This window comes from Rhizobacter sp. (assembly GCA_019635355.1).
Lineage (GTDB): Bacteria > Pseudomonadota > Gammaproteobacteria > Burkholderiales > Burkholderiaceae_C > Rhizobacter.
This window is the reverse complement of the sequence record JAHBZQ010000001.1, coordinates 2,055,253-2,078,608: the sequence shown is the minus strand read 5'-3', so window position 1 is coordinate 2,078,608 and position 23,356 is coordinate 2,055,253. Positions and strand designations below refer to the sequence as shown.

Below are 23,356 nucleotides of genomic sequence, written 5' to 3'. Positions count from 1 at the left end.
GATGCAGCCTCAGCCGAGGCGCTGGCGGTGCCGCGCAATCTGCGCGCGCACCTGCACGGGTGCCGTGCCGCCCAGCACCTGGCGGGCGTTGAGCGAGCCGGCGAGGCTCAGCACGCCGAACACGTCATCGGTGATGGTGGCGTTGAAGCCCTGCAGCGTGGCGAGCGGCAGCTCGGAGAGGTCCTTGCCTTGTGCGATGGCGGTCTTCACCGCGTGGGCCACCACCTCGTGCGCATCGCGGAAGGGCAGGCCCTTCTTCACCAGGTAGTCGGCGAGGTCGGTGGCGGTGGCGTAGCCGCGCAGCGCGGCGCGCTCCATCGCCTCTTTCTTCACCGTGATGCCGCCCACCATCTCGGCCATGATGCGCAGCGTGTCGCGCAGCGTGTCGACGGTGTCAAACAAGGGCTCCTTGTCTTCCTGGTTGTCCTTGTTGTAGGTGAGGGGCTGGCCCTTCATCAGCGTGATGAGGCCCATCAGGTGGCCCACCACGCGCCCGCTCTTGCCGCGCGCCAGCTCGGCCACGTCGGGGTTGCGCTTCTGCGGCATGATCGACGAGCCGGTGCAGTAGCGGTCGGCCAGGTCGATGAAGCTGAAGTTCTGGCTCATCCACAGCACGATCTCTTCCGCGAGGCGCGACACGTGCACCATCGCGATCGAGGCGAACGCGGTGAACTCGAGCGCGAAGTCGCGGTCGCTCACGGCGTCGAGGCTGTTCTGGCACACGCCGTCGAAGCCCAGGGTCTTGGCCACACGCTCGCGATCGAGCGGGTAGCTGGTGCCGGCGAGTGCCGCGGCACCGAGCGGCAGCTGGTTCACGCGGCGCCGAACATCGGCCAGCCGCTCGGCATCGCGCTTGAACATCTCCACATAGGCCAGCAGGTGGTGCGCGAAGCTCACCGGCTGCGCCACCTGCATGTGCGTGAAGCCGGGCAGGATGGTGTCGACGTTCTTCTCGGCCACGTCGACCAGCGACTTCTGCATGTCGGCGAGCAAGGGGGCGAGCGAGTCGATCTCGCTGCGCAGCCACAGGCGCACGTCGGTCGCCACCTGGTCGTTGCGCGAGCGGCCGGTGTGCAGGCGCTTGCCGGCGTCGCCCACGAGCGTGGTGAGGCGGGCTTCGATGTTGAGGTGCACGTCTTCGAGGTCGAGCTTCCACTCGAAGGTGCCGGCTTCGATCTCGCCCTTGATCTGCGCCATGCCACGCTGGATGTCGGCGAGGTCCTGCGCGCCGATCACGCCCTGCGCGGCCAGCATCTCGGCGTGGGCCAGCGAGCCTTCGATGTCGGCCTTCCACAGGCGCTTGTCGAAATCGACGCTCGCGGTATAGCGCTTGACCAGCTCGCTCATCGGCTCGGAAAAGAGCGCAGACCAGGCTTGGGATTTCTTGTCGAGTTGGTTGGAAGACATGGCGGGCGGGGGCGTGTAACGCTGTGTGTGTGCGGTTGCCGGGGGGCGTGTCTTGGCGACAATCGCAGGACTGCGCGGTGTTCGCGCTGGCTTCAAGATCAGAGCGGCCGATTCTATTCGGCCACCCCCGCCCGACATGCCCGAGCCCCAGCCCCCACACGCCGCGAACGCGCCGAGCCGCCCGGCCCGGGCCGGGGCCGAGGGCGCCGGGTCGCCCGACCCGTCCAGCACCTCCAGCAGCAGCCTCTTCGGGCCCACCGGCTTCGGCCCCTACGAGCCCGGCGCGAAGGGCCGGCACGGGGCCGTCTCGGCCTTCGACGTGTGCCACGTGGGCGTGGTGCTGCGCGCGCTGCTCTTTGTGCATTGCACGCTCGCGGTGGCGGTGAGCTTCGGGGCGAGCGATCTGGCGTCATGGCTCACGCTGCTGGCCGTGGCGGCCAGCATGGCGCTGCCGGCGCTGCTGCTGTGGCTGGTGCTGGCCTGCCTGCTCAAGCAGGGGCTGGCGCGGCTGCCGGCGGTCGGGCAATGGGTGGTGGCGGTGCTGCTGGGGGCTGGCAGCGGCGCCTTCGGCTGGGGCTTGCAGGCCGCGGGCGGCCTCGGCCCGGGCACCACTTGGTTGCCGCCTTCGCTGGCCGGGGCGCTGCTCGCCGCCGCGATGTTCTATTGGCTCACGCTGCGCGCGCGGGCCCGCCTGCCGGCCGACACCACGGCCCGGCTGGCCGAGCTGCAGTCGCGCATCCGGCCGCACTTCCTCTTCAACACCCTCAACACCGCCATCACGCTGGCCCGGCTCGACCCTGCCCGCACCGAGGGCCTGCTCGAAGACCTGGCCGAGCTCTTTCGCGTGGCGCTGAGCGACAGCGGCGCCTCGGTCACGCTGGCCGAAGAGGTGTCGCTCGCGCAGCGCTACCTTGCGATCGAGCAGGTGCGTTTCGGCGATCGCCTGCAGGTGAGCTGGGAGCTCGACGAAGACGCCGGCACCGCCCGCGTGCCGCCGCTGCTGCTGCAGCCGCTGGTCGAGAACGCGGTGCGCCACGGCGTGGAGCCGGCGCCCGATGGCGGCGTGGTGCGCATCCGCACGCGGGTCAAGCGTGCGCATGCGGTGGTCACCATCGTCAACACGCTGCCTCGGGAGCCTTCGAAGCCAGGCAACGGCATTGCCCTGCGCAACGTGCGCGAGCGCCTGCGCCTCATGCACGACGTGGCGGCGCAGTTCGAGACGCACATCGACAAAGACTTCTTCCGCGTGCAGATCGTCATCCCGCTATGAACACTGAACTCAAGGTCCTGGTGGTCGACGACGAAGAGCTGGCGCGCCTGCGCCTGCGCGGGCTGGTGCAGGATTGCCCTGCGCCCAAGGCCCAGGTGGTGGGCGAAGCGGCCAACGCGAGCCAGGCGCTCGTGTGGCTGGCCGACCGCCCCTGCGACCTGGTGCTGCTCGACATCCACATGCCCGGCCTCGACGGCACGCAGCTCGCCGCGCGCATCAAGCAGCTGCCGCACCCGCCGGCCATCGTTTTCGTGACGGCGCATGCCGAGCATGCGTTGCAGGCCTTCGACCTCGATGCGGTCGACTACCTCACCAAGCCGGTGCGCCGCGAGCGATTGCACGCCGCCTTGCAGCGCGTCGCGCAGCGCATGGGCCAGGCAGGCGGTGCCGCGCGTGCGCCGGCCGAAGCGGCCGACGAGCCGGTGATCGTCGTGAGCGAGCTCGGGCGCAAGGTGCGGGTGCCGGTCTCGGAGGTGCTCTACCTCAAGGCCGAGCTGAAGTACGTGACGCTGCGCACCGCCACGCACACCCACGTGCTCGACGACGCGCTCACCGACCTCGAGCAGCGCCTGGGCGACCGTTTCCTGCGCATCCACCGCAACGCGCTGGTGGCGCGCAAGGCGCTGCGCGCGCTGGAACGGCGCGTGCTTCCGGCCGAGGGCGAAGACGAGGCGGCCGAAGGCTGGGTGGTGCGGGTGGCGCCGGTCGATGAATGGTTGGTGGTATCGCGTCGCCAGGTGGCGGCGGTCAAGGAAGCGATTGCAGAGGGGGGCTTGTGAACAACAACGAAGACGCACAAGGCGATGAAGGCAGGTTGACGCGGCGCATGCGCTGGGTCGGTGCGGGCCTGGTGGTGCTGGTGTTGGGTGGGCTGGTGTGGCAGGCGGTGGAGGCGGGGCTCCAGCCCCCGCCGGAAGCCGAAGAGACCCCCGTGGAAGACCTGGCGAATGCCAACACGGTGCAGAGGCTGGCCACGCTCGACGAGGCCCAGCTCTCGCAGCAGGGCGTGTCGGCCATGACGGCCGCGCTCGTGGCACCGGCCGTGCCTGATCTCGCGGCCGACGAGATCGAGGTCTGCGGCCTGGGTCGCGTGAAGGCCGGTGCCGATGGCCGCCCGCGCGACATGGCACCCATCGTCGGTGCCGCGCGGCGTGTGCGCGACCAGGTGCTGCCCACGCTTCTGGCGAGCCAGGACGACAACCTGCGTGCCGCCGGCCTGCTGATGGTGGCGCTCGACGAGGGCACCGTGGCCGACGGCGTGCTCGACGGCGGCGCGGCGCGGGCCCGCGACGAGCTCGCCTCGCTGGCCGCGTTCAAGGGCACGCCCCAGGTCTACGCCTGGGCGATGCGGGCCTGCCAGCAGCAGCGCACCGAAGGCGTGTGCCGCATGCTGTCGGCCGAACAATGGGCGAGGCTGGAGCCGACCAACGCGATGGCCTGGCTGCAGGTGGCCGCCGATGCCTCGCTCCGCCGTGACGAGCCCGCCGTGGCCGAGGCGCTCTACCGCGTGTCGCACGCCACCCGGTCGGACGCACGCCACGGAGCGCTTGCCGGCACGGTGCTCGCGAAGCTGCCGCCTGAAGCCGACCTGATGTCGCGCGTGAGCCTGGCCGCCGAGCTGACGAAGCTGGAGGCGAGTGCCGAGCTGCCGCTGGTGGCGGCCAGCCAGCACTGCGGGGTGAAGGACATGCGAGACGCCAACCGCCAGCAGCTGTGTTCCGGCGTGGCCGAGGTGCTGGCCCGGCGTGGCGGCACCGCCGCCGAAGTGGCCCTGGGTGCCAGCATCGGCGAGCGCGCCGGCTGGCCGGCCGAGCGTGTCGCGGCGGCGGCCGAGGAGCGCGATGCGCTGGCGCAGCTGAACGCCGCGGCCCAGGCCGACGCGTGGAGCTGCAACGCCCTGGCGCTGACGCTCGGGCGCCTCCACGAAACCGCCCGCCTCGGCGAGATGGCCACGCTGCGTGCGGCGCTCAAGCGCTCGCCCGACGGTGCCGCGGTGCTGGCCAAGCGGTACCGTGATGCCGTCGCCACGCGCGTGGCGACGGCGGCAAGCGAGGCGGCTGCCGCGCTCCGCTGAACAGGCGGCGTGGCCTCAGGGGCGAGACGCGCCTATGGGGTCGGGGAGCGCGTAGCGGCGCAGGCCGTCGCTTCCCAGCACGAGCTGGCCTGCACGGTCGAAGCCGACGCAGCGCGCCCCTTCGACGCTGGCCGTGTGCAAGGGGTGTGCCTTGCCGCTGCGTGTGTCGACCGCCATGGCGGGCCCACCGGGGCCGATGCAGACGAGCCAGCGGCCGTCGGGTGAAAACGCCAGCTGGTCCATCGGCCCGGAAGGCCGCCATGCCGGCGGTTGACCGGCGCGATGCGTCAGGCTGGGCACCACTGCGCCGGGCCGGTCGAAGCGCTGGGGCGGCTCGGTCGTATCGGCGTTGCCCCACCAGAGCGCGTCGCTTTCCAGAACGGCCAGCCAGGTGTGGCCGACCGCTGCGTCGTGCGCGGCAGCAAGGGCCCAGACCTGCCCGACCGGCCAATCCAGCACGCGGCGCGACCCGGCAGGCGGGTACTCCCACACGCCGTGGCCGCTCGATGCGCTGGCGAACACCGATCGACCGGACGGCGCCAGGGTGGCGCAGGTCAGCCCTTGGGCAGACCCGGCCGGCACGCTGCTCGGCATGTGGGTGAGGCGTTGCAGCTCGCAGCTGCACCACGCATGCTGCTGGCCGCCATAGCCCACGATCGGCCCGCCCTCGGGGTGGACGATCAGCATGTGCATCGGCACGTGCAGATCGGTGTATTCCTGGGCGAGGTGCCCCTCGTTTGATGTCCAGCGTCGCAGCGCCTTGTGGGCGTGCGTGGTGACGAGGTGGTTGCCGTCGTCCGAAAACGCGGCGTCGAGCACTTGGCTGCCTGCGTCGGGCGCGGGCAGGTGCCACACCGGGGTCAGTGTGTCGCCTCGCCACATGGCAACGCCGCCGTCGTCCAGGAGCGCCGCCAGCCAGTGGCCGCCGACCGAGCGCAGCAGTCGTTTTGGCGAACTGGGCGATGCGCCGGGGAAGGATGTCAGGCGCACCGGTGCATCGGCCGTGTCGGGGCGCATGTCTGGTGTGGCGTGGGTCAACTCGGCGTTGGCCCAGCGCCGGTTCCAGCGCGCGTGCTGCCAACGGGTGCGGTGGGCATGCAGGCGTTCCGCGCTCACGTCGTCCAGCTCGGCCCGCTCGAAGCACGCCTCGTCGGCCACGGCGTCGTCGAGCACCACACGCCGCAGCCGCGCGCCGGTGAAGTCGGCGCCGGTGAGATCGGCCCGGCGGAGGTCCAGATCGGTGAGGGGCAGCTCGCGCAAGTGGGCGCCCCTCAGCGTGGCGCCGGCGAGTCGGGATTGCGACAGCGGCGCCAGCATGTCCTGCAGGCATGACCGATACCGGGCGTCGATGTCGCGGGTGCCGGCCGCTGCAGCGCTGGTGCGCGCCTGCCAACCCGCCAACGTGCGCGCAAGCTGGCAGCTCAAGCGCAGCAAGGCGCCCGTGACGGCGGGCGGCTGCTCGTCTTGCAAGGCGGTATGCAGTTCAGGCGGAAACGTGGTGTGGCCGGCGCGCTGCCAGGCCTCCACCGCGGCGTCTGCCACGCCGGTGCCGCGCCAGCCGGAGACGATCGCCGCGCCGATGAGTTCGAGGTCGCCCGCCATCAGGGCGTCGATCACCGCCTGGCCGCTCCAGAGCAGCCCGCTGGGCACCGCGACGTGGCGTCCGCTGCGCTGCATCTGGAGCGCAACGCGCAGTGACATGCGAAGAGGCGTCTGCTGTGCCGGCGAGGTCTGCGGCCACAGGTGCTCGACCAAGGCAGCGAACTGTTCGATTGGAACGGCATTGGCCTGCTCGTCGCCCTGCAGCCGCGCGAGATCCATCGCAGTGGCGACGAATGTCGCGGCCTCCAGGTCGAACGACGGCGGCAGGCAATGGGTCCACCAGGCCGTGAAGACCTCGATCGGCTGCAGTGCCTGGTCGCGTCGCTGGTTGAAGAGGGGGCTCAGGGCCGCCAGGCGTGCTGCCGTGGCCCGCCCGTCGAGGCCCGTCCATTGCCATGCGCGATGGCGCTCGGCGCAGGTGCCGAGGTCGATGCCGGCCGCAGTGCAGGCGTCGAACGCTGCCTGCCAGTCCAGCGGCACGAGGGTGGCGAACCATAGATCGGCCGCCATCGCCGCACTCGATTCGCGAAGGGTGAGCGCCGCCGCACGGACGTCGTCGTCATCATCGAAAAGTTCGTCGGCACAGAGCATGACCACATGCGGCTTGCCGCGTGCCCGATCGCCATCGTTCAGCTCGGCGGGCCAGCGCCACACGCCCGGGTGGTGGGCCGCGACGGCCTCGACGTGGTCGAGAAAGAGCACGCACCGGCCCTCGCTCACCGCCTGCAGCACGGGCGCTGGATCGTCGGGCAGCTGGCGGCGTGCAAGTTCCAGCTGCACCGCTTCATTCAATGTGGCAGGCGAGTGCCCCGCGTCGTGGTCGACCAGGCGCCCCAGGTCGATGTAGAGGGGGCGCGCTTGCTGCGGGTCGCGTCTGTGTGCCTCACAGAGCTGGCCGACATGCCGAAGGACCAGGGTCGACAGTCCCTCGCCCCACGAGGCCAGGATCAGCGCGATCGCACCTGACGTGCAGGTGCCGATCGCTTGCAGAAAGGCTGCTGCCCCCTGCGGTTCGTCGTAGTGGAGCGAGACACCGGCGATGGACTCTTCGCCGGTGCGCAGGGCCGTCGTTCGCAGCTCGCGTGCGTGCCCTGAAGGGGCGGACGTGTCAGCCGGCAGCTCGCGGCAGTCGTTCTCGCCCTGCGCCAGCAGGCGCTCCCACAGTCCATCTGACATCTTCATCTTCCTCCCCGCTTTTTTAGGTCGCGGGATGGTAGGAGCGCTGCGCTGGCCAGAAGCCGAGGTGAGGCTCCCCATGAAGAGGGAGGGGGACGCGGATGGAATGCTGAGCGTCGTGCCGGCACGGCCGACACGACGCGTGCGGAACGCTGAAAGGGTCAGCGCAGCATCGACACCAGGGATGCAGCCTCTGGCCCGAAGGCGTAGGCGTCCATGCCCAGGCAGCCGTAGGTCACGGCTTCGTGAAGGCGTTGCGGCACCGTGTCGCGACCGCCCGCGCCGGCGGCCACGTACCAGGGCAGCAGGTGCTCGTCGGTCGGGTGCATCTCCTTCGCGCTGGGTGCGTGCTCGCGGTAGGCGAAAAGGGCGTCCCAGTCACGTGCGGCGCTGCGCTCGTGCATCCAGCGGCGGAAGGCCGCGCTGTCGGCCACTTCCGGCGCATCGAGGGCCGGGCGTTGCGCGCCGAAGATGAGGCGCAGGTTGTGCGTGATGCTGCCGCTGCCCATCACCAGCACGCCCTGCTGGCGCAGCTCGGCCAGCGCTTCGCCGAGGGCGAACTGCCGGGCCGGTGGCATCGACGGCACCCACGCGAGCGGCAGCACCGGGATGTCGGCCTCGGGCCGCATGAAGCGCAGCATGGTCCAGATGCCGTGGTCGAGGCCGCCTTCGTCGACGCGGTGCACCGGCCAGCCGGCGTGGGCGAGCCGCTGCTGCACCTCGGTGGCGAGCGCGGGGGCGCCGGCCGCGTCGTAGCGCAGCTGGTAGAGCGCGTCAGGGAAGCCGCCGAAGTCGTGCACGGCGCGATGCTGCGCGCCGGCGAGCAGCACCGGCTCACGCGCGAGGCTGTGCGCCGAAACCGCGAGGATGGCCTTCGGCCGGCCGAAGGTCGACACGATGGCGTTGCCCAGCGACTGCAGGAACGGGCCCGTCGGGCCGGGCTCCAGCGCCAGCATGGGTGAGCCGTGCGAGAGGAAGAGGGCGGGGAACGTGCGGGTGTCCATGCGGGTCATTGAAGCACCCGCTCCCGGTGTCACCGTTCGGCCAATTTGCATGCAGTGTTCGACCGGAGTCCAGCACCCATCGGCCCGCATCGAGCTGCTGCATCGGGTAAGGTGCCCGCACTTCGTTGGAGATCCGCATGTCCGTGCAGTCCCGTGCTTCCCTGTGGCAACTCGCCTCGCGCCAGCTGGCGCGCGACTTCCGCGCCGGTGAGTTGCGTCTGCTGCTGGTGGCGGTGACGCTCGCCGTGGCGGCCTTGACGGCGGTGGGCTTCTTCGCCGACCGCCTGAACCACGGCCTCGCCCGCGACGCCCGCCAGCTGCTGGGCGGCGACGCCATCATCGCGAGCGACCAGCCGCTGCCGCCCGTCTTCACCCAGAAGGCGCGGGCCCTCGGCCTCAAGGTGGCGGCCACCGCGGCCTTCCCGAGCATGGGCCGCGCGCCCGACGAGAAGGGCGGCAACTCGCGCCTGGTGTCGGTCAAGAGCGTGAGCGACGCCTACCCGCTGCGCGGCGCGCTGCGGGTGGTGCAGACGACGGGTGGCGCCGAAGAAGCCGTGACGCACGGCCCGGCGCGCGGCACGGTGTGGGTCGACGCGCCGCTGCTCGACAGCCTGCTGCTGCAGATCGGCGACGACCTGCTGCTGGGCGACGCCACGCTCAAGATCGCGGCCGTCATCGTGGTCGAGCCCGACCGCGGCGCCGGCTTCATGAGCTTTGCGCCGCGGGTGATGCTGCACGAGGCCGACCTGCTGGCCACTGCGCTCGTGCAGCCGGCCAGCCGCGTCACCTACCGCATGGCCGTGGCGGCCACCGGCACCAACGATGCGCCGGTGCGCGAATACGTGCGCTGGGCCGACGAGCAGGTGAAAGGCCGCACGGTGCGCGGCGTGCGCGTCGAGTCGCTGGAGACGGGCCGCCCCGAGATGCGCCAGACACTCGACCGCGCCGAGAAATTCCTCAACCTCGTGGCGCTGCTCGCGGCGCTGCTGGCGGCCGTGGCCGTGGGCATTGCCGCGCGCGATTTCGCCGAGCGCCACCTCGACGACTGCGCCATGCTGCGTGTGCTCGGCCAGGCGCAGCGCACCATCGCGCTGCAATACCTGATCGAGTTCGCGCTCGTGGGCCTGGCCGCGAGCGTGGCCGGTGTGGCCATCGGGTTCGCGGTGCACTATGTCTTCGTGTGGCTGCTGTCGGGCCTGGTCTCGGCCACGCTGCCGCTGCCCACCGCCTGGCCTGCCATCTTCGGCGTGGGCGTGGGGTTCACCTTGCTGATGGGCTTCGGGCTGCCGCCGGTGCTGCAGCTCTCGCAGGTGCCGCCGCTGCGCGTGATCCGCCGCGACGTGGGTGCGCTGAAACCCGCCTCGCTCGCCGTGCTCGGCGCGGGCGCGGCGGGCTTCGTGGCCTTGTTGCTGGCGGTGTCGTCCGACCTGCAGCTGGGCTTGATCGCCGTGGGCGGCTTTGCGGGGGCCGTGGCGGTGTTCGCGCTGCTGTCGTGGCTCGCGGTGCAGGTGCTGCGCCGTGCGGTGCCCGAGTCGCGTGCGCCGCGCTGGCTGGTGCTGGCCACGCGGCAGATCGCGGCGCGGCCGGCATTCGCGGTGCTGCAGGTGTCGGCGCTCAGTGTGGGCCTGCTCGCGCTCGTGCTGCTGGTGCTCCTGCGCACCGACCTCATCTCCAGCTGGCGCCAGGCCACGCCGCCCGATGCACCCAACCGTTTCGTCATCAACATCCAGCCCGAGCAGGGTGACGACTTCCAGGCCAAGCTGCGCGCGGGTGGCGTCGCGAAGTTCGACTGGTACCCGATGATCCGTGGCCGGCTGGTGGCGATCAACGGCACCCCGGCCAAGCTCGACGACTACGACGACGAGCGCGCCAAGCGCTTGCTCGACCGCGAGTTCAACCTGAGCCACAGCGCGAGCGCGCCCACGCACAACACCGTGACGGCCGGCCGCTGGGTCAGCGAAGAGAAGGGCGGGCTGAGCGTCGAGCAGGGCCTGGCCGAGACGCTGCGCCTGAAGCTCGGCGACACGCTGCGCTTCGACGTGGCGGGCCAGATGGTCGAGGGCCGCATCACCAGCCTGCGCAAGGTCGACTGGGGGTCGATGCGGGCCAACTTCTTCGTGATGTTCCCGACCGACCGCATGGACGACGTGCCGGCGACCTACATCGCCGCCTTCCGCGCGCCCGCCACGGCCGGCTTCGACAACGCGCTGAGCCGCGACTTCCCCAACATCACCAACGTCGACGTGTCGGCCTCGATCGGGCAGATCCAGGCTGTGCTCGACCAGGTGGTGCGCGCGGTCGAGTTCCTCTTCACCTTCACGCTCGCGGCGGGGCTGGTGGTGCTGTTTGCCGCGGTCACCGCAACGCGCGAGGCGCGGGCGCGCGAGTTTGCGGTGATGCGGGCGCTCGGGGCGAGCGGCAAGCTGCTCGCGCAGGTGCAGCGGGCCGAGCTGCTCGGCGTGGGCGCGCTCGCGGGCGTGCTGGCGTCCATCGCGGCCATGGCCGTGGGCTGGGCATTGGCGAAGTACGCCTTCCAGTTCACCTGGAGTGCGTCGCCGTGGGTGCCGCTCGCGGGTGGGGCCGCCGGGGCCTTGCTGGCCCTCGGGGCAGGGTGGTGGGGCCTGCGCGAGGTGCTGCGCCGGCCGGTGGTCGAGACCTTGAGGCGCGCTGCGGCGGACTGATCCGCGCGCTTCAAGCGGCCTCGGCGAAGAGTTCGCTGCGCGCGGCCTTGGTGATGGCCGCGACGCCCGGGTGCGAGATGCGCCGCTCAATCGAGATCGCGTAGAACTCTTCCATCAGGTCGTCGGGAACGCCGAGCCGCGCCACCTCGAACTGGCGGGTGATCTCCTCGGCGAGCACGGCGGGTGCCGGGAAGACGCCGAGCGCCTCGCGCCCGAAGGCCTTCATCAGCGCGGTGTCATCGAACTCGCCCGCGATCGGCGAGGCGATGGCATGCCGGCGCAGCCACGCGTCGAGCCGCGGCCTGAGCGCGGAGTCGGCCGCGGGCATCAGCAGCGGCAGTTTCTCCAGCGACTGCGGGAACCGGGCGCGCAGCTGCCTGAGCGTCATGCCGTGTCGCTGCAGCAGCTTCTCGGACGCGAAGAAGGCCACCGCGCTGCGGCCGAGCAGGTGGGTGAACGCCTTGATGCCCAGGTTGCCCGGCAGCATCACGTCCGACACCACGAGGTCGACGCGGCGCAGCGCGAGATCCGCCATCAAGGCCGGAAGCTTGCCCTCGGGGCACTGCAGCCGCGGCGCCGGCTCGATGCGCAGGGCCGGCTCGAGCACGTGGTAGGCGATGGCCTTGGGCACGGAGTCGACGAAGCCGACCTTCAGCACCGGCGCGCGGGGCGCCTCGCGGCCGCCGCGCAAGGCGTCTTCCATCTCCTGGCCGAGCGTGAAGATCTCGTCGGCGTACTGCATCACCATGCGGCCAGCCTCGGTGGGCTCCACATTGCGGCCCGCCTTGCGCAGCAGGGGCCGGCCGAGGCGCTCTTCCAGCAGGTTGATCTGCCCGCTCAGCGTTTGCGGCGACAGGTGCAGCTCTTCGCTCGCGCGCAGCACGCCGCCCGCGCGCACGACGGTCCAGAAGTAGCGAAGGTGTTTGTAGTTCATCTGAATCCTCCGGTTTTCTCGAATGGTTGGCGAGAAATTTCGATTATTCAGGATGATCGCCGCTGCCTAAAGTGAGCGCCGTCGAATGGACTTTTCTTTGAAAGGACATGCCATGAAGATCGTCGTTCGCGGTGAAGCGCTGCCCCCGGGCCAGGCGCATGCGGTGGCCGCCGAGGTGCGCAACGTCTTCCGGGAGTTCGCTCACCGGGTGGCGGCCGTGCTCGTGGCGGTGTCGGCCCAGGCCGAGAAGCGCCACTGCGTGATCGAGGTGCACATGGCCGACGGCCATGTCGAATACGTGGAAGAGCGCCAGCGCCGCCTGGGCGCCGCCTTGCGGCGGGCCGTGCAGCGCGCGTGGAGGGCCGCCGCGCGGTGGCTTCGGCAACAGCTGCCCGTGCGGGGGAGGGTGTCGACGTGACCGAGTTCCTCCACGCGGACTTCCTGGGCCAGGCGGCGTGGCTGTGGCTGGCCTTTCTTGCGATCGTGGTGACGCTGCTCGCGCTCGATCTCGGCGTGCTGCACAAAGACGACCACGAGATCGGCGTGCGCGAAAGTCTCTGGCTCTCGGCCGGCTACATCGGCGTGGCTGGGCTCTTTGGCGTGTGGCTGTGGTGGCAGCTCGGCGCCGAGCGCGGGGTCGAATACTTCACCGGCTACATCATCGAGAAGTCGCTCTCGATGGACAACGTGTTCGTCATCGCGATGATCTTCACCTTCTTCGCGATCCCGCGGCAGTACCAGCACCGGGTGCTCTTCTGGGGCATCCTGGGTGTGATCGTGTTGCGCGCGCTGATGATCGGCCTGGGTGCGGCGCTCATCAGCGAGTTCGCGTGGGTGCTGTACGTCTTCGGTGCCTTCCTCGTGCTCACCGGCATCAAGATGCTCTGGATGGCGGACCACGAGCCCGACCTCGAGAAGAACCTGCTGCTCAAGTGGCTGCGCAAGCTGATGCGCGTGACGCCGCAGGTGCGGGGCAACGCCTTCTTCGTGCGCGAGCCCGACCCGGCCACCGGGAAGGCGGTGACGTGGGCCACGCCGCTCTTCCTGGCGCTGTGCATGGTGGAGTTCGCCGACCTGATCTTCGCGGTCGACTCGGTGCCGGCGATCCTCGCGATCACCGATGACACCTTCGTGGTCTACACCAGCAACATCTTCGCGATCCTCGGCCTGCGGGCGCTGTACTTCGCGCTGGCGGCCATGATCCACCGCTTCGCCTACCTCAAGTACGCGCTGGCCCTGGTGCTGATGTTCATCGGCAGCAAGATCTTCCTGGTCAACATCATCGGCAAGATCCCCGCGGCGGTGAGCCTCGGGGTGACGGCGACCCTCATCGCCGGTGGCGTGGCGGTCTCGCTGTGGAAGACGCGCGAGCGGGCCGGCGGGCCGGCCGCGACGGGGTCGGTGCTCAGACCTTGAACACCGACACCACGCCCGCCAGCCGATGCGCCTGCTCGCGCAGCGACTCGGCGGCGGCGGCCGACTCTTCCACCAGCGCGGCGTTCTGCTGCGTCATCTGGTCGAGCTGCGTCACCGCCACGTTGACCTGACCGATGCCGTCGCTCTGCTCCGAAGACGCGGTGCTGATCTCGCCGATGATGTCGGTCACGCGCTGCACCGAGTTCACGATCTCGGTCATCGTGGCGCCGGCATCGGCCACCAGGCGCGATCCCGCCTCGACCTTGTCGACCGAGCTGCCGATCAGGCCCTTGATCTCGCGCGCCGCTTCGGCACTGCGCTGCGCGAGCGAGCGCACCTCGCCGGCCACGACCGCGAAGCCACGGCCTTGTTCACCGGCACGCGCCGCTTCCACCGCGGCGTTCAACGCGAGGATGTTGGTCTGGAAGGCGATGCCGTCGATCACGCCGATGATGTCGGCGATCTTCTTCGAGCTGGCATTGATCTCGTCCATGGTCGACACGACCTGCGAGACGACGCTGCCGCCGCGCTGCGCCACTTCGGCGGCCGACGCCGCCAGTTGATTGGCCTGGCGCGCCGAGTCAGCGCTGTGCTTCACCGTGGCGGTGAGCTCTTCCATGGAACTGGCCGTTTGCTGTAGGTTGCTCGCGGCCTGCTCGGTGCGTGAGGAGAGGTCGCTGTTGCCCGAGGCGATCTCGGCCGAGGCGGTGGTGATGCTGTCGGTGGCGTGGCGCACCTGGCCGATCACGCCGCTCAGCGAGACCTGCATGGTGTTGAGTGCGCGCAGCAGGTCACCCATCTCGTCGCGGCGCGGCGAGTTCACGGTGTGCGAGAGGTCGTTGGCGGCGATGGCGGTCGCGGCGCGCACCGCCTCGTGCACCGGCAGCACCACCGAGCGGGTGATCACGAAGGCCATGCCGGCGCCCACCGCGAGGCTGGCCAGCGCGAGCGCAATCAGCACGCCCTTGGCCAGGGCCAGCTTGCCGCGCAGGGCGGCTTCTTCGGCGTCGGCACCGTCGCGCTCGGCCTTCTGCAGCGCGTCCATCGCCGCCAGGTAGGCGTCGGCGGCCGGCAGCAGCTTTTCCTTGAGCAGGGCTTCCACGGCGAACGGATCGGCCGCCTTCACGTGCGCCTGCATCTGCTTGCGCAGCTCGACGTAGGTGTCGCGCCGCGTGGCGATCTCTTGCACCAGCTGCCGCGACAGATCGCCGGTGAGGCGCTTGTCGAGCTTCTCCTTGAGGGCGGTGATCTCTTGCGTGGTCACCTTCATCAGCGGCTCGAAGTAGGCCTCGACGTCGGGCTGGCCGCTCGCCTTGGCGATGGCGATGGTGCGTGCGAGGTTGAGCTGCGTCTTGCTGCGCCACTCGGTGACGAGGCTGGCCCGCTGGCTGCTGGCCGCGAGGTCGTCCAACGCCTGCGCGGTGCGCTCCATCTGCACGTAGGCCACGCCGGTCATCACCAGCAGCAGGGCGAGCACGGCGCCGAACCCCAGCCCGAGGCGGGTGCGCATCTTCAGATTGTTCAGGCCGGTCATATTTGCTCTTGTGGGTCTGTGCGATCTGTGTGCGCGCCGTCAGGCGCGCGCCACCCGGAAGATGGACACCACCTCGGCCAGCTTGTGGGCCTGCTCGCGCAGCGATTCGGCCGCGGCGGCCGACTCTTCCACCAGCGCGGCGTTCTGCTGTGTCATCTGGTCGAGCTGGGTCACGGCCACGTTGATCTGGCCGATGCCGTCGGATTGCTCGCTGGAAGCGGCGGTGATCTCGCCGATGATGTCGGTCACGCGCTGCACCGAGCCCACGATCTCGTTCATCGTGGCGCCGGCATCGGCGACCAGGCGTGAGCCGGCTTCCACCTTGTCGACCGAGCTGCCGATCAGGCCCTTGATCTCGCGGGCGGCCTCGGCACTGCGCTGGGCCAGCGAGCGCACTTCACCCGCCACCACGGCGAAGCCGCGGCCCTGCTCGCCGGCACGGGCGGCTTCCACCGCGGCGTTCAGCGCGAGGATGTTGGTCTGGAAGGCGATGCCGTCGATCACGCCGATGATGTCGGCGATCTTCTTCGAGCTGGCGTTGATCTCGTCCATGGTCGAGACGACCTGCGAGACCACGCTGCCGCCGCGCTGCGCCACTTCGGCGGCCGACGAGGCGAGCTGGTTGGCCTGGCGGGCCGAGTCGGCGCTCTGGCGCACGGTGCCGGTGAGTTGCTCCATCGAGCTCGCGGCCTGCTGCAGGTTGCTCGCGGTCTGCTCGGTGCGGCTCGACAAGTCGGTGTTGCCTGTGGCGATCTCGGCCGAGGCGGTGCTGATGCTGTCGGTCGACGCGCGCACGTTGCCCACCACGCGGCCCAGCGATTCGTTCATGTGCTGCAGGGCGCGCATCAGCGAGCCGAACTCGTCGCGGCGGTTCGTCGAGATGTTCTGCGTGAGGTCGCCTTCGGCGATGGCACCGGCCACGCGGATGGATTCGTTCAGCGGGTGGCGGATGCTGCGCACGAGCGTGGCCGCCACGAGCATGCCGAGGGCGATCACCAGGCCGGCGCCGCCGAAGCCGGCGACGAGGATGCGCTGGCGGGCTTGCGCGGCATCGGCCACGGCCTGCGTGCCCTTCTCGCGCTGCAGTTCGACGAATGCGTCGATGGCGCCCAGGTAGCCGGCGGCGGTCTGTGCGTATTCGCCCTTCACATGGGCGGTCACGGCGGCGCGGTCGCCGGCGGTCACGAGCTCGGTGGCCTTCTTGCTGGCGGCCACGAGCAGCGCGCCCTTCTCGGCCACGGTCTTCATGGTGGCCTTGTCGGCCTCGGTGGTGGCGAGCTTGCCGATCTCGGCGCGCAGCGCGGTGATCTTCTTCGCGTCGTTGGCGAGGTTTTCCTTGAAGAGCTCGCCCACGGCCGGATCGCTGCTGATGGCGTTGGCCATGCCGCGGGTGACGGCGGTGTCGGTCATCCCTTTCCAGATGGCCGAGCGTTCGATCAGGTCGTGCGTCAGGGCGACCTGGCGGGCCGAGTCGGCCTGCACGCTCGCGGCGGCGTAGGCGGCCAGCAGGGCGATGGAGAACATGGCGGCGAGCAGCAGCAGGATGGCGCCCCAGAGCTTGCGGGAAACGGAAACGTTGTTGAGTGTCATGGTTCTTGTAGACGCGAGTGCGAAAAAACGTTCGTCAGAAACAGCTCGGGCGGTGAGATGCTCACCGCCCGAGGCGCAGAGAAGCCGTCAGCGCCTCAGTGCGATTCGTCCATCAGGCCCATGTCGGGGCTGGCCATCAGCGATTCGATGTCCATCATGATCAGCATGCGGTCGTTGACGCTGCTGATGCCGGTGATGAAGCTGGTGTCGACGGCCGAGGCCATCTCGGGTGCCGGCTTGATCGACTCGGCCGAGAGTTCGAGCACGTCGGAGACCGAGTCGACGACGGCGCCGACCACGCGGCCCTTGACGTTCAGCACGATCACCACGGTGAAGCTGTTGTACTCGGCGGTGTCGCAACCGAGCTTCAGGCGCAGGTCGACGATCGGCACGATCACGCCACGCAGGTTGACCACGCCCTTCACGAACTGCGGTGCGTTTGCGATGCGGGTGGGCACTTCATAGGAGCGGATCTCCTGCACCTTCAGGATGTCGATGCCGTATTCCTCGGCGCCGAGGCGGAAGGTCAGGTACTCGCTGCCCGACTGGGCCGCCAGTGCGGCGCGTGCCGCTTCGTGACGGGCGACGTGGGCTGCTTCGTGAATCATGTCCATGGGGTGTCCTCTTGAAATGGAAGCCGGGTGGAGGCTGCTCTGCTGACTATCGGCTTGCCGGGCTGAAACTGAAGGTTCGATGTGTGTGCAATGCGCCCGCCTTTTCAGGCGGTTCGCGGGTCAGAAGGTTTCCCAGTCGTCGTCGGGGGCGGCGCTGGCGGTCGCGGGGGCCGGGGCCGGCGCGGCCGGAGCCTTGGCGGGGGCGGTGGCCACCACCGGCGCGGGCTGGGGCTTGGAGGGCGGCTTGGGCAGCGGCACCGAGGCGATGACGGGAGCAACGGGTGTTGGGGCCGCCGGGGCAGCCGCGACGGGCGCCGGCTTGGCGACGGCGGCCGGTGCCGGCGTGGGCGTGGGCTTCGCAGCCGGCACGGGCTTGGGCACCGGCGCCGGGGCGGCGGGCGCCGGGGCCGACGCGCCTTCGAGCTTGAAGGAGCCGACCACCTGCGCCAGGCGGATCGCCTGATCCTTCAGCGCTTCGGCGGCGGCGGCCGACTCTTCCACCAGCGCGGCGTTCTGCTGCGTCATCTGGTCGAGCTGCAGCACCGCCTCGTTGACCTGGCCGATGCCCTGGCTCTGCTCGCTGGCGGCGGCGGTGATCTCGCCGATGATGTCGCTCACGCGCTGCACCGAGCCCACGATCTCGCCCATGGTGGCGCCGGCATCGGCGACCAGGCGGGAGCCGGTCTCCACCTTCTCGACGCTCGCGCCGATCAGGGTCTTGATCTCCTTGGCGGCCTGCGCCGAGCGGCCGGCCAGCGAGCGCACCTCGCTTGCCACCACCGCGAAGCCGCGGCCTTGTTCGCCGGCACGGGCGGCTTCCACCGCGGCGTTCAACGCGAGGATGTTGGTCTGGAAGGCGATGCCGTCGATCACGCCGATGATGTCGGCGATCTTCTTCGAACTGGTGTTGATCTCGTCCATGGTCGAGACGACCTGCGAGACGACGCTTCCGCCACGCTGCGCCACCGCCGCGGCCGAGGCGGCGAGCTGGTTGGCTTGGCGAGCCGAGTCGGCGCTCTGCTTCACCGTGCCGGTGAGCTGCTCCATGGAGCTTGCGGCCTTCTGGAGGTTGCTCGCCGTCTGCTCGGTGCGGACGGAGAGGTCCTGGTTGCCCGAGGCGATCTCGGTGCTGGCGTTCTGGATCTGGGCCGACGAGGCCATCACCGTCTGCAGCGAGCTGCTGAGCTGGTGCGTCATCGCGCCGAGCGAGCGCATCAGGTCGCCCACCTCGTCGCGGCGGTCGGTGCTGACGTTGGTGCACAGGTTGCCCTCGGCCACGGCGGTGGCCACGCCCACGGCGCGGCGCAGGTCGCGCACCACGCGGTGCTGCATCCACCAGGCGGCGCCCACGGCGCCCAGGCAGGCGAGGCTGGCCAGCAGGCCCAGCAGCACGCTGTTGCGCGTGGCGGCGGCGGCGGCCGCGTCCATCTCGGCGCTGCTCGACGATTCCATCTTCGCCACCAGCGCGCCCATCGCGGCCGTCATGGCGGCGAAGCTGGCATCGGCGTTCTGCATCGCGGCGATGCCGGTGTTGGGGTCGACGGTGGCGAGGTCGATGGCCGAGTCGGCCACCTTGCCGTACTTGTCGATCTGCTGCGACAGGGCGGCCACGTCGTCCTTGAGGCTGCCGTCGGTGTCGCCTTCGGCCACGGCGGCGAGCGTGCGCTTCATGCCGCCGAGCTGGTTGCCAAGCCCCGTGCGGAAGGCCTTCACCTTCGCATCGTCGAGCGAACTCATCAGCGCCACCGTCTTGTAGACGCTGGCGTGCGACTGGGCGAGCTGGTCCTGCACACTCGTCACGGTGCGGAAGTTCTCCATGTCGCTCTTGAACGACGCTTGGCTGTGGGCCGCCGAGCGGCTTTGCAGCACGGTGCTCACCGCACCCACCGACAGCACCACGGCCACCGTCAACAGCGGCGCGGCCAGCAGCTTCTTACCGAGATTCATGTGCAGTCCCGCAGCAGGCTTGCGCCGGTTTTATTTGTAGATGCCGCCGCAGACCACGGCGTCGTTGAGCTTCTCGCAGTACATGCTCTTGGGCTCGATCTTCTTGGTGACCGGGTTGGTGAACTTGTAGTCCTGCCAGAAGGTGCCCTTGGCTTGCGCCAGCTCCACACGTTCCTTGACGAAGGCCTTGCCGTCCACGTCTTTCAGGTCGATCAGGTTCTTGCCGATCATCTTTTCGTTGGCACCGTGCGCGTGCACCGTGCCGTCGAGGCCGTAGACCACGAGGTAGAGGTCGCGGTCGTTGAACTGGCCGGCCTTGTTGCTGATCTCGGCATAGCCCTTGTCCTTGCCGTTGGCCTTGATGAAGGCCACACCCTTCTTGACCATGGCCGTGGCTTCGGCCGCGGTGGCGTTACCTTCCTTGGCAAAGGCGAAGGGGGCGAAGGCGAGGGAGGACACGACGAGGACGGCGGTGAGGTGTGCGCGCATGGAAGCTCCTGGTGACGCTTGACGGCGGGAATGCCGAGATTCACCGGGAATATCGGCAGACCCACGGCTGCTTGTAGGCATTCTGTGGGGCGGGGGGTGCGTTCAATTCGTGCAAAAGCCGGCCCTCGGGGGCTCTTTTTCCCGGGCCCCTCAAAGACAACGGCCCGTGAGGTCGTCACGGGCCGTGGGCGTGAAGCGCGAAGGGCGCGTCAGAAGGTTTCCCAGTCGTCGTCGGCGGCGGCCTTGGCGGTGGCGGGCACCGGCGCGGGGGCGAGCGGGGCCGGGGCGACCGTGGGGGCCGGCGCTGCGGCCACGGGCTTGGGTGCGATGACGGGCTTCGGCTCGGCCTTCGCTTCCAGCGGCTTGGCCACGGGCTTGGGCTCGGCGGGTTTGGCGGCCACGACCGGCTTGGGGGCCACCGGCGCCGGCACCGTCGCCACGGCGCGCGCCCCGTCGTTCGCATTCAGCTTGAAGACGGCGACCGCGTCCACCAGCTTGCGGGCCTGGCCCTTCAGGCTCTCGGCGGCGGCGGCGCTTTCTTCCACCAGCGCGGCGTTCTGCTGCGTGGCCTGGTCCATCTGTGTGATGGCCTCACCGACCTGCGCCACGCCGGCCGACTGCTCGGTGCTGGCGGCGCTGATCTCGCCCATGATGTCGGTCACGCGCTTGATCGACGAGACCACTTCCTGCATCGTGGTGCCGGCCTGGTCGACGAGCGCGGTGCCTTGCTCCACACGCTCCACGCTGGTGGAGATGAGGCTCTTGATTTCCTTGGCCGCTTCGGCCGAGCGCTGGGCCAGCGAGCGCACTTCGCTCGCCACCACCGCGAAGCCACGGCCCTGCTCGCCGGCGCGGGCGGCTTCCACCGCGGCGTTGAGCGCGAGGATGTTGGTCTGGAAGGCGATGCCGTCGATCACGCCGATGATGTCGGCGATGCGGCGCGACGAATCGTTGATGCCCTTCATCGTCTCGACCACGCGGTCGACGACTTCTCCGCCCGAGACGGCCACGGTCGAGGCGCTCATCGCGAGCTGGTTGGCCTGGCGGGCGTTGTCGGCGTTCTGGCGCACGGTGCTGCCGAGTTCTTCCATCGAGGCGGCGGTCTCTTCCAGCGCACTCGCTTGCTGCTCGGTGCGGCTGGAGAGGTCGTGGTTGCCGGCCGAGATCTCGGCGCTGGCCGTGGCCACACCTTCGGCGCTCTGGCGCACGCCCGACACCGTCTTGCGCAGGTTCTCCTGCATCCTGTCCAGCGAGGCCAGCAAGCGGCCCATTTCGTCGTGGCGGTCCACCGTCACGCTGTGGGTGAGGTCGCCACTGGCGATGAGATCGGCCTGCTTGACCGCTGCCGTGGCGGCCTGCACAAGGCTGCGCGAGACGAGCCACCCAATGCCCAGCCCCAGCACGACCATGGCGCACAGGCCCGCGACCATGAGCACGCGTGCCCGCGCGTAGGCGGCTTCTGCCTCCTTGGCGGAGGCGTCGCTGCCCCGAGCATTCAGCTCGACCAGTTGCGTGAGCGAGGCGTTGGCCGCCGCAAAGCTCTTCGCGCCCTCGCCGTTCAGGATCACCTTGGCTTCGACGACCCTCAGTTCGCGCATCCGCTCGAGCAAGGTCGCGTTCATCCCGAGGTAGACCTTCAGCTCGGCTTCGGCCGCCTCGAAGATCGCCTTCTCGTCCGGAGAGCTCACGAGCTTGCTGTAGTCGGCCAGGTGCGCACTCAGCGTCTTCTGGATCTCGGCGATCTTGGCCTCGACGGCGGGCACCTTGCTCGCGTCCTCGAGCATGGTGAGCTGCATGCGCTGCACCCGGAGCTGGGCAAGATCGTCCTTGATGGCGTCTGCCGTGCGCACGCTGGGCAGCCAGTTGCTTGCCAGGTCGGCAGATGCCGTGTTGACCTGTCGCAGCTGCTCCATCGACAGCAGGCTTTGCACGAGGGCGATCGCGAGGACGAGGCCGAAGCCGCCCATCAGCTTGGTACGGATGCTGAGGTTCTTGAGGTTCATGAGGGCTTGGGTCCGGTGCGAAGTCAAAAGAAGTGGGGGCTCAGGCCGCCGTGTCGAGCTTGAAGGTGGCCACCACCTGGCTCAGGCTGCCCGCCTGGCGCTTCAGGCTTTCGGCAGCGGCGGCGCTTTGCTCCACGAGCGCGGCGTTCTGCTGCGTCATCTGATCGAGGTGGGTGACGGCGTTGCTCACCTGGCCGATGCCGCTCGTCTGCTCGGTGGTGGCCGAGCTGATCTCGCCGATCAGGTCGGAGACACGCTTCACCTGCGAGACGATGTCGTTCATCGTCGCGCCCGCTTCGCCCACGAGGCGCGAGCCGGCTTCGACGCGGTCGACGCTCGCGCCGATCAGCGCCTTGATCTCGCGAGCGGCTTCGGCGCTGCGCTGGGCCAGCGAGCGCACCTCGCCGGCCACGACCGCGAAGCCGCGGCCCTGTTCGCCGGCGCGGGCGGCTTCCACCGCGGCATTGAGCGCGAGGATGTTGGTCTGGAAGGCGATGCCGTCGATCACGCCGATGATGTCGGCGATCTTGCGCGAGCTGTCGGTGATCTCCTGCATGGTCGAGACCACCTGGCCCACGACCTCGCCGCCCTTGACGGCAGCCGAGCTGGCCGAGGTGGCGAGCTGGTTGGCCTGGCTGGCAGTGTCGGCGTTGTTGCGCACGGTGGCGTTCATCTCTTCCATCGAGGCAGCCGTCTGCTGCAGGTTGGAGGCCTGCTGCTCGGTGCGCTGCGAGAGGTCGGCGTTGCCGGTGGCGATCTGGGCCGAGCCGGTGGCGATGGAGTCGGAGGCGCTGCGCACCTGGCTCACCACCTTCGCGAGGTTGGCCTGCATCTCGTGCAGCGAGGCCATCACGCTGCCGGCCGGGGCGGCCTGTGCGGCGCGGGAAGAGGCGAGGTCGCCCACCGCCACGCGGCGGGCCACGTCACCGAGTTCGGCCGGCTCGGCGCCGAGCGCGCGGCGCAGGTTGCGGGTGATGAGCAGCGCCATGCCGATGGCCAGTGCCACGGCGATGCCGCAGGCCACCAGCAGCGAGTTGCGGTTGAAGGCGTAGTTGGCTTGCATCTCCGTGACTTCGCCTTCGCCGAGCTTGCGCAGGTAGTCGCTGTAGGCGCCGATGGTCTTCGACAGCTCGGCCAGCAGCGGGCGGCAGTCGTTGTTCATCATCGCGATGGCGTCGTCGCGCTTGCTGTCGAGCGCGAGTTGCACGATCTGCTCGGACACCTTGGCGTAGCGCGCCTCGATGGCTTCGATCTGCGCGACCTGCTTGCGCTCGTCTTCGGCCACGTTGGGGTCGGCCACCATGCCCTTGAGCTTCTGGATGCGCTTGCCCACGTTGGCATGCGCTTCGAGCACGGCCTTCTTCTCGGCCGCGTGGATGGCGGGGGTGGACGAGAGCACGAGGTTGCGCGAGGCGATGGTGCGCTCGAACATGGCGCGGCGCACCGAGGCGGCCACCGAGATGCGGGCGCCGGTGTCGCCCACGTAGCGGCCGAAGTTGTCGTTGGCCTTGCTCAGGGCGTGCAGCGCGAGGCCCGAGACGAGCAGCACGATGGCCACGAGCGCCCCGAAGGCAGCCATCAGGCGAGAGGAGATCGTCAACTTGCTGAGATTCAT

17 protein-coding genes are annotated in these 23,356 nt (G+C 69.8%); 6 read left to right on the top strand and 11 right to left on the bottom strand.

Annotation, left to right across the window (positions count from 1 at the left end; translation table 11 throughout):
- Positions 1-9: 9 nt before the first annotated feature.
- Positions 10-1,407, bottom strand: coding sequence for an argininosuccinate lyase (argH, locus tag KF892_09240; GenBank protein ID MBX3625183.1), 1,398 nt, complete (start codon positions 1,405-1,407; stop codon positions 10-12).
- Positions 1,408-1,543: 136 nt separating this feature from the next.
- Here argH and KF892_09235 point away from each other — a divergent pair, with 136 nt between their 5' ends.
- Genes KF892_09235 through KF892_09225 form a run of 3 tightly spaced genes read left to right on the top strand, consistent with a single transcriptional unit; the run spans position 1,544 to position 4,751 of the window.
- Complete coding sequence (locus KF892_09235; protein ID MBX3625182.1) at positions 1,544-2,677, top strand: histidine kinase; 1,134 nt, start codon at positions 1,544-1,546, stop codon at positions 2,675-2,677.
- Positions 2,674-3,456 (top strand): response regulator transcription factor, encoded by a 783-nt coding sequence (locus KF892_09230; GenBank protein ID MBX3625181.1) that lies wholly within the window; start codon positions 2,674-2,676, stop codon positions 3,454-3,456. The genes KF892_09235 and KF892_09230 overlap by 4 nt, the downstream gene beginning before the upstream one ends.
- Positions 3,453-4,751, top strand: coding sequence for a hypothetical protein (locus KF892_09225; protein ID MBX3625180.1), 1,299 nt, complete (start codon positions 3,453-3,455; stop codon positions 4,749-4,751). The genes KF892_09230 and KF892_09225 overlap by 4 nt, the downstream gene beginning before the upstream one ends.
- A gap of 15 nt (positions 4,752-4,766) precedes the next feature.
- Here the strand turns inward: KF892_09225 and KF892_09220 are convergent, their stop codons facing one another.
- Both KF892_09220 and KF892_09215 read right to left on the bottom strand, forming a co-directional pair.
- Positions 4,767-7,535, bottom strand: a complete 2,769-nt coding sequence (locus KF892_09220) for a pentapeptide repeat-containing protein (GenBank protein MBX3625179.1) — start codon at positions 7,533-7,535, stop codon at positions 4,767-4,769.
- 155 nt (positions 7,536-7,690) lie between these two features.
- Positions 7,691-8,533, bottom strand: a complete 843-nt coding sequence (locus KF892_09215; GenBank protein ID MBX3625178.1) for a dioxygenase — start codon at positions 8,531-8,533, stop codon at positions 7,691-7,693.
- Between the two features lie 137 nt (positions 8,534-8,670).
- Here KF892_09215 and KF892_09210 point away from each other — a divergent pair, with 137 nt between their 5' ends.
- Entirely contained in the window at positions 8,671-11,214 is a 2,544-nt protein-coding gene (locus tag KF892_09210) for an ABC transporter permease (GenBank protein ID MBX3625177.1), read from the top strand.
- A gap of 10 nt (positions 11,215-11,224) precedes the next feature.
- On the opposite strand, the gene nhaR is transcribed toward KF892_09210, so the two are convergent.
- Positions 11,225-12,148 (bottom strand): transcriptional activator NhaR, encoded by a 924-nt coding sequence (nhaR, locus tag KF892_09205; protein ID MBX3625176.1) that lies wholly within the window; start codon positions 12,146-12,148, stop codon positions 11,225-11,227.
- A gap of 112 nt (positions 12,149-12,260) precedes the next feature.
- Between nhaR and KF892_09200 the strand changes: the two genes are divergently transcribed.
- Positions 12,261-12,566 (top strand): hypothetical protein, encoded by a 306-nt coding sequence (locus KF892_09200; GenBank protein MBX3625175.1) that lies wholly within the window; start codon positions 12,261-12,263, stop codon positions 12,564-12,566.
- Positions 12,563-13,564 carry a TerC family protein gene (locus KF892_09195; protein MBX3625174.1) on the top strand — a complete coding sequence of 334 codons (1,002 nt, stop codon included), beginning with the start codon at positions 12,563-12,565 and terminating at the stop codon, positions 13,562-13,564. Before KF892_09200 ends, KF892_09195 begins: the two co-directional genes overlap by 4 nt.
- On the opposite strand, the gene KF892_09190 is transcribed toward KF892_09195, so the two are convergent.
- The 7 genes from KF892_09190 to KF892_09160 all read right to left on the bottom strand — a co-directional run bounded on the left by KF892_09190 (position 13,554) and on the right by KF892_09160 (position 23,356).
- The gene (locus KF892_09190) at positions 13,554-15,098 is read right to left on the bottom strand and encodes a HAMP domain-containing protein (protein ID MBX3625173.1); all 1,545 of its coding nucleotides are present in this window, start codon (positions 15,096-15,098) and stop codon (positions 13,554-13,556) included. The two genes, KF892_09195 and KF892_09190, sit on opposite strands and share 11 nt — an antisense overlap.
- A 39-nt stretch (positions 15,099-15,137) precedes the next feature.
- On the bottom strand, positions 15,138-16,688 hold the full coding sequence (locus KF892_09185; protein ID MBX3625172.1) for a HAMP domain-containing protein: 1,551 nt from the start codon (positions 16,686-16,688) through the stop codon (positions 15,138-15,140).
- Between the two features lie 95 nt (positions 16,689-16,783).
- Positions 16,784-17,302 (bottom strand): chemotaxis protein CheW, encoded by a 519-nt coding sequence (locus KF892_09180; protein MBX3625171.1) that lies wholly within the window; start codon positions 17,300-17,302, stop codon positions 16,784-16,786.
- Between the two features lie 120 nt (positions 17,303-17,422).
- Positions 17,423-19,249, bottom strand: coding sequence for a HAMP domain-containing protein (locus tag KF892_09175; protein ID MBX3625170.1), 1,827 nt, complete (start codon positions 19,247-19,249; stop codon positions 17,423-17,425).
- Between the two features lie 30 nt (positions 19,250-19,279).
- Positions 19,280-19,738 (bottom strand): cache domain-containing protein, encoded by a 459-nt coding sequence (locus tag KF892_09170; protein MBX3625169.1) that lies wholly within the window; start codon positions 19,736-19,738, stop codon positions 19,280-19,282.
- Positions 19,739-19,947: 209 nt separating this feature from the next.
- Positions 19,948-21,741, bottom strand: coding sequence for an MCP four helix bundle domain-containing protein (locus KF892_09165; GenBank protein ID MBX3625168.1), 1,794 nt, complete (start codon positions 21,739-21,741; stop codon positions 19,948-19,950).
- Positions 21,742-21,781: 40 nt separating this feature from the next.
- Positions 21,782-23,356 carry an MCP four helix bundle domain-containing protein gene (locus KF892_09160; protein MBX3625167.1) on the bottom strand — a complete coding sequence of 525 codons (1,575 nt, stop codon included), beginning with the start codon at positions 23,354-23,356 and terminating at the stop codon, positions 21,782-21,784.

Coding starts and splice junctions, on each gene's coding strand:
- argH (MBX3625183.1), bottom strand. CDS start 1,407: ATGTCTTCCAACCAACTCGACAAGAAATCCCAAGCCTGGTCTGCGCTC.
- KF892_09235 (MBX3625182.1), top strand. CDS start 1,544: ATGCCCGAGCCCCAGCCCCCACACGCCGCGAACGCGCCGAGCCGCCCG.
- KF892_09230 (MBX3625181.1), top strand. CDS start 2,674: ATGAACACTGAACTCAAGGTCCTGGTGGTCGACGACGAAGAGCTGGCG.
- KF892_09220 (MBX3625179.1), bottom strand. CDS start 7,535: ATGAAGATGTCAGATGGACTGTGGGAGCGCCTGCTGGCGCAGGGCGAG.
- KF892_09215 (MBX3625178.1), bottom strand. CDS start 8,533: ATGGACACCCGCACGTTCCCCGCCCTCTTCCTCTCGCACGGCTCACCC.
- KF892_09210 (MBX3625177.1), top strand. CDS start 8,671: ATGTCCGTGCAGTCCCGTGCTTCCCTGTGGCAACTCGCCTCGCGCCAG.
- nhaR (MBX3625176.1), bottom strand. CDS start 12,148: ATGAACTACAAACACCTTCGCTACTTCTGGACCGTCGTGCGCGCGGGC.
- KF892_09200 (MBX3625175.1), top strand. CDS start 12,261: ATGAAGATCGTCGTTCGCGGTGAAGCGCTGCCCCCGGGCCAGGCGCAT.
- KF892_09190 (MBX3625173.1), bottom strand. CDS start 15,098: ATGACCGGCCTGAACAATCTGAAGATGCGCACCCGCCTCGGGCTGGGG.
- KF892_09185 (MBX3625172.1), bottom strand. CDS start 16,688: ATGACACTCAACAACGTTTCCGTTTCCCGCAAGCTCTGGGGCGCCATC.
- KF892_09180 (MBX3625171.1), bottom strand. CDS start 17,302: ATGGACATGATTCACGAAGCAGCCCACGTCGCCCGTCACGAAGCGGCA.
- KF892_09175 (MBX3625170.1), bottom strand. CDS start 19,249: ATGAATCTCGGTAAGAAGCTGCTGGCCGCGCCGCTGTTGACGGTGGCC.
- KF892_09170 (MBX3625169.1), bottom strand. CDS start 19,738: ATGCGCGCACACCTCACCGCCGTCCTCGTCGTGTCCTCCCTCGCCTTC.
- KF892_09165 (MBX3625168.1), bottom strand. CDS start 21,741: ATGAACCTCAAGAACCTCAGCATCCGTACCAAGCTGATGGGCGGCTTC.
- KF892_09160 (MBX3625167.1), bottom strand. CDS start 23,356: ATGAATCTCAGCAAGTTGACGATCTCCTCTCGCCTGATGGCTGCCTTC.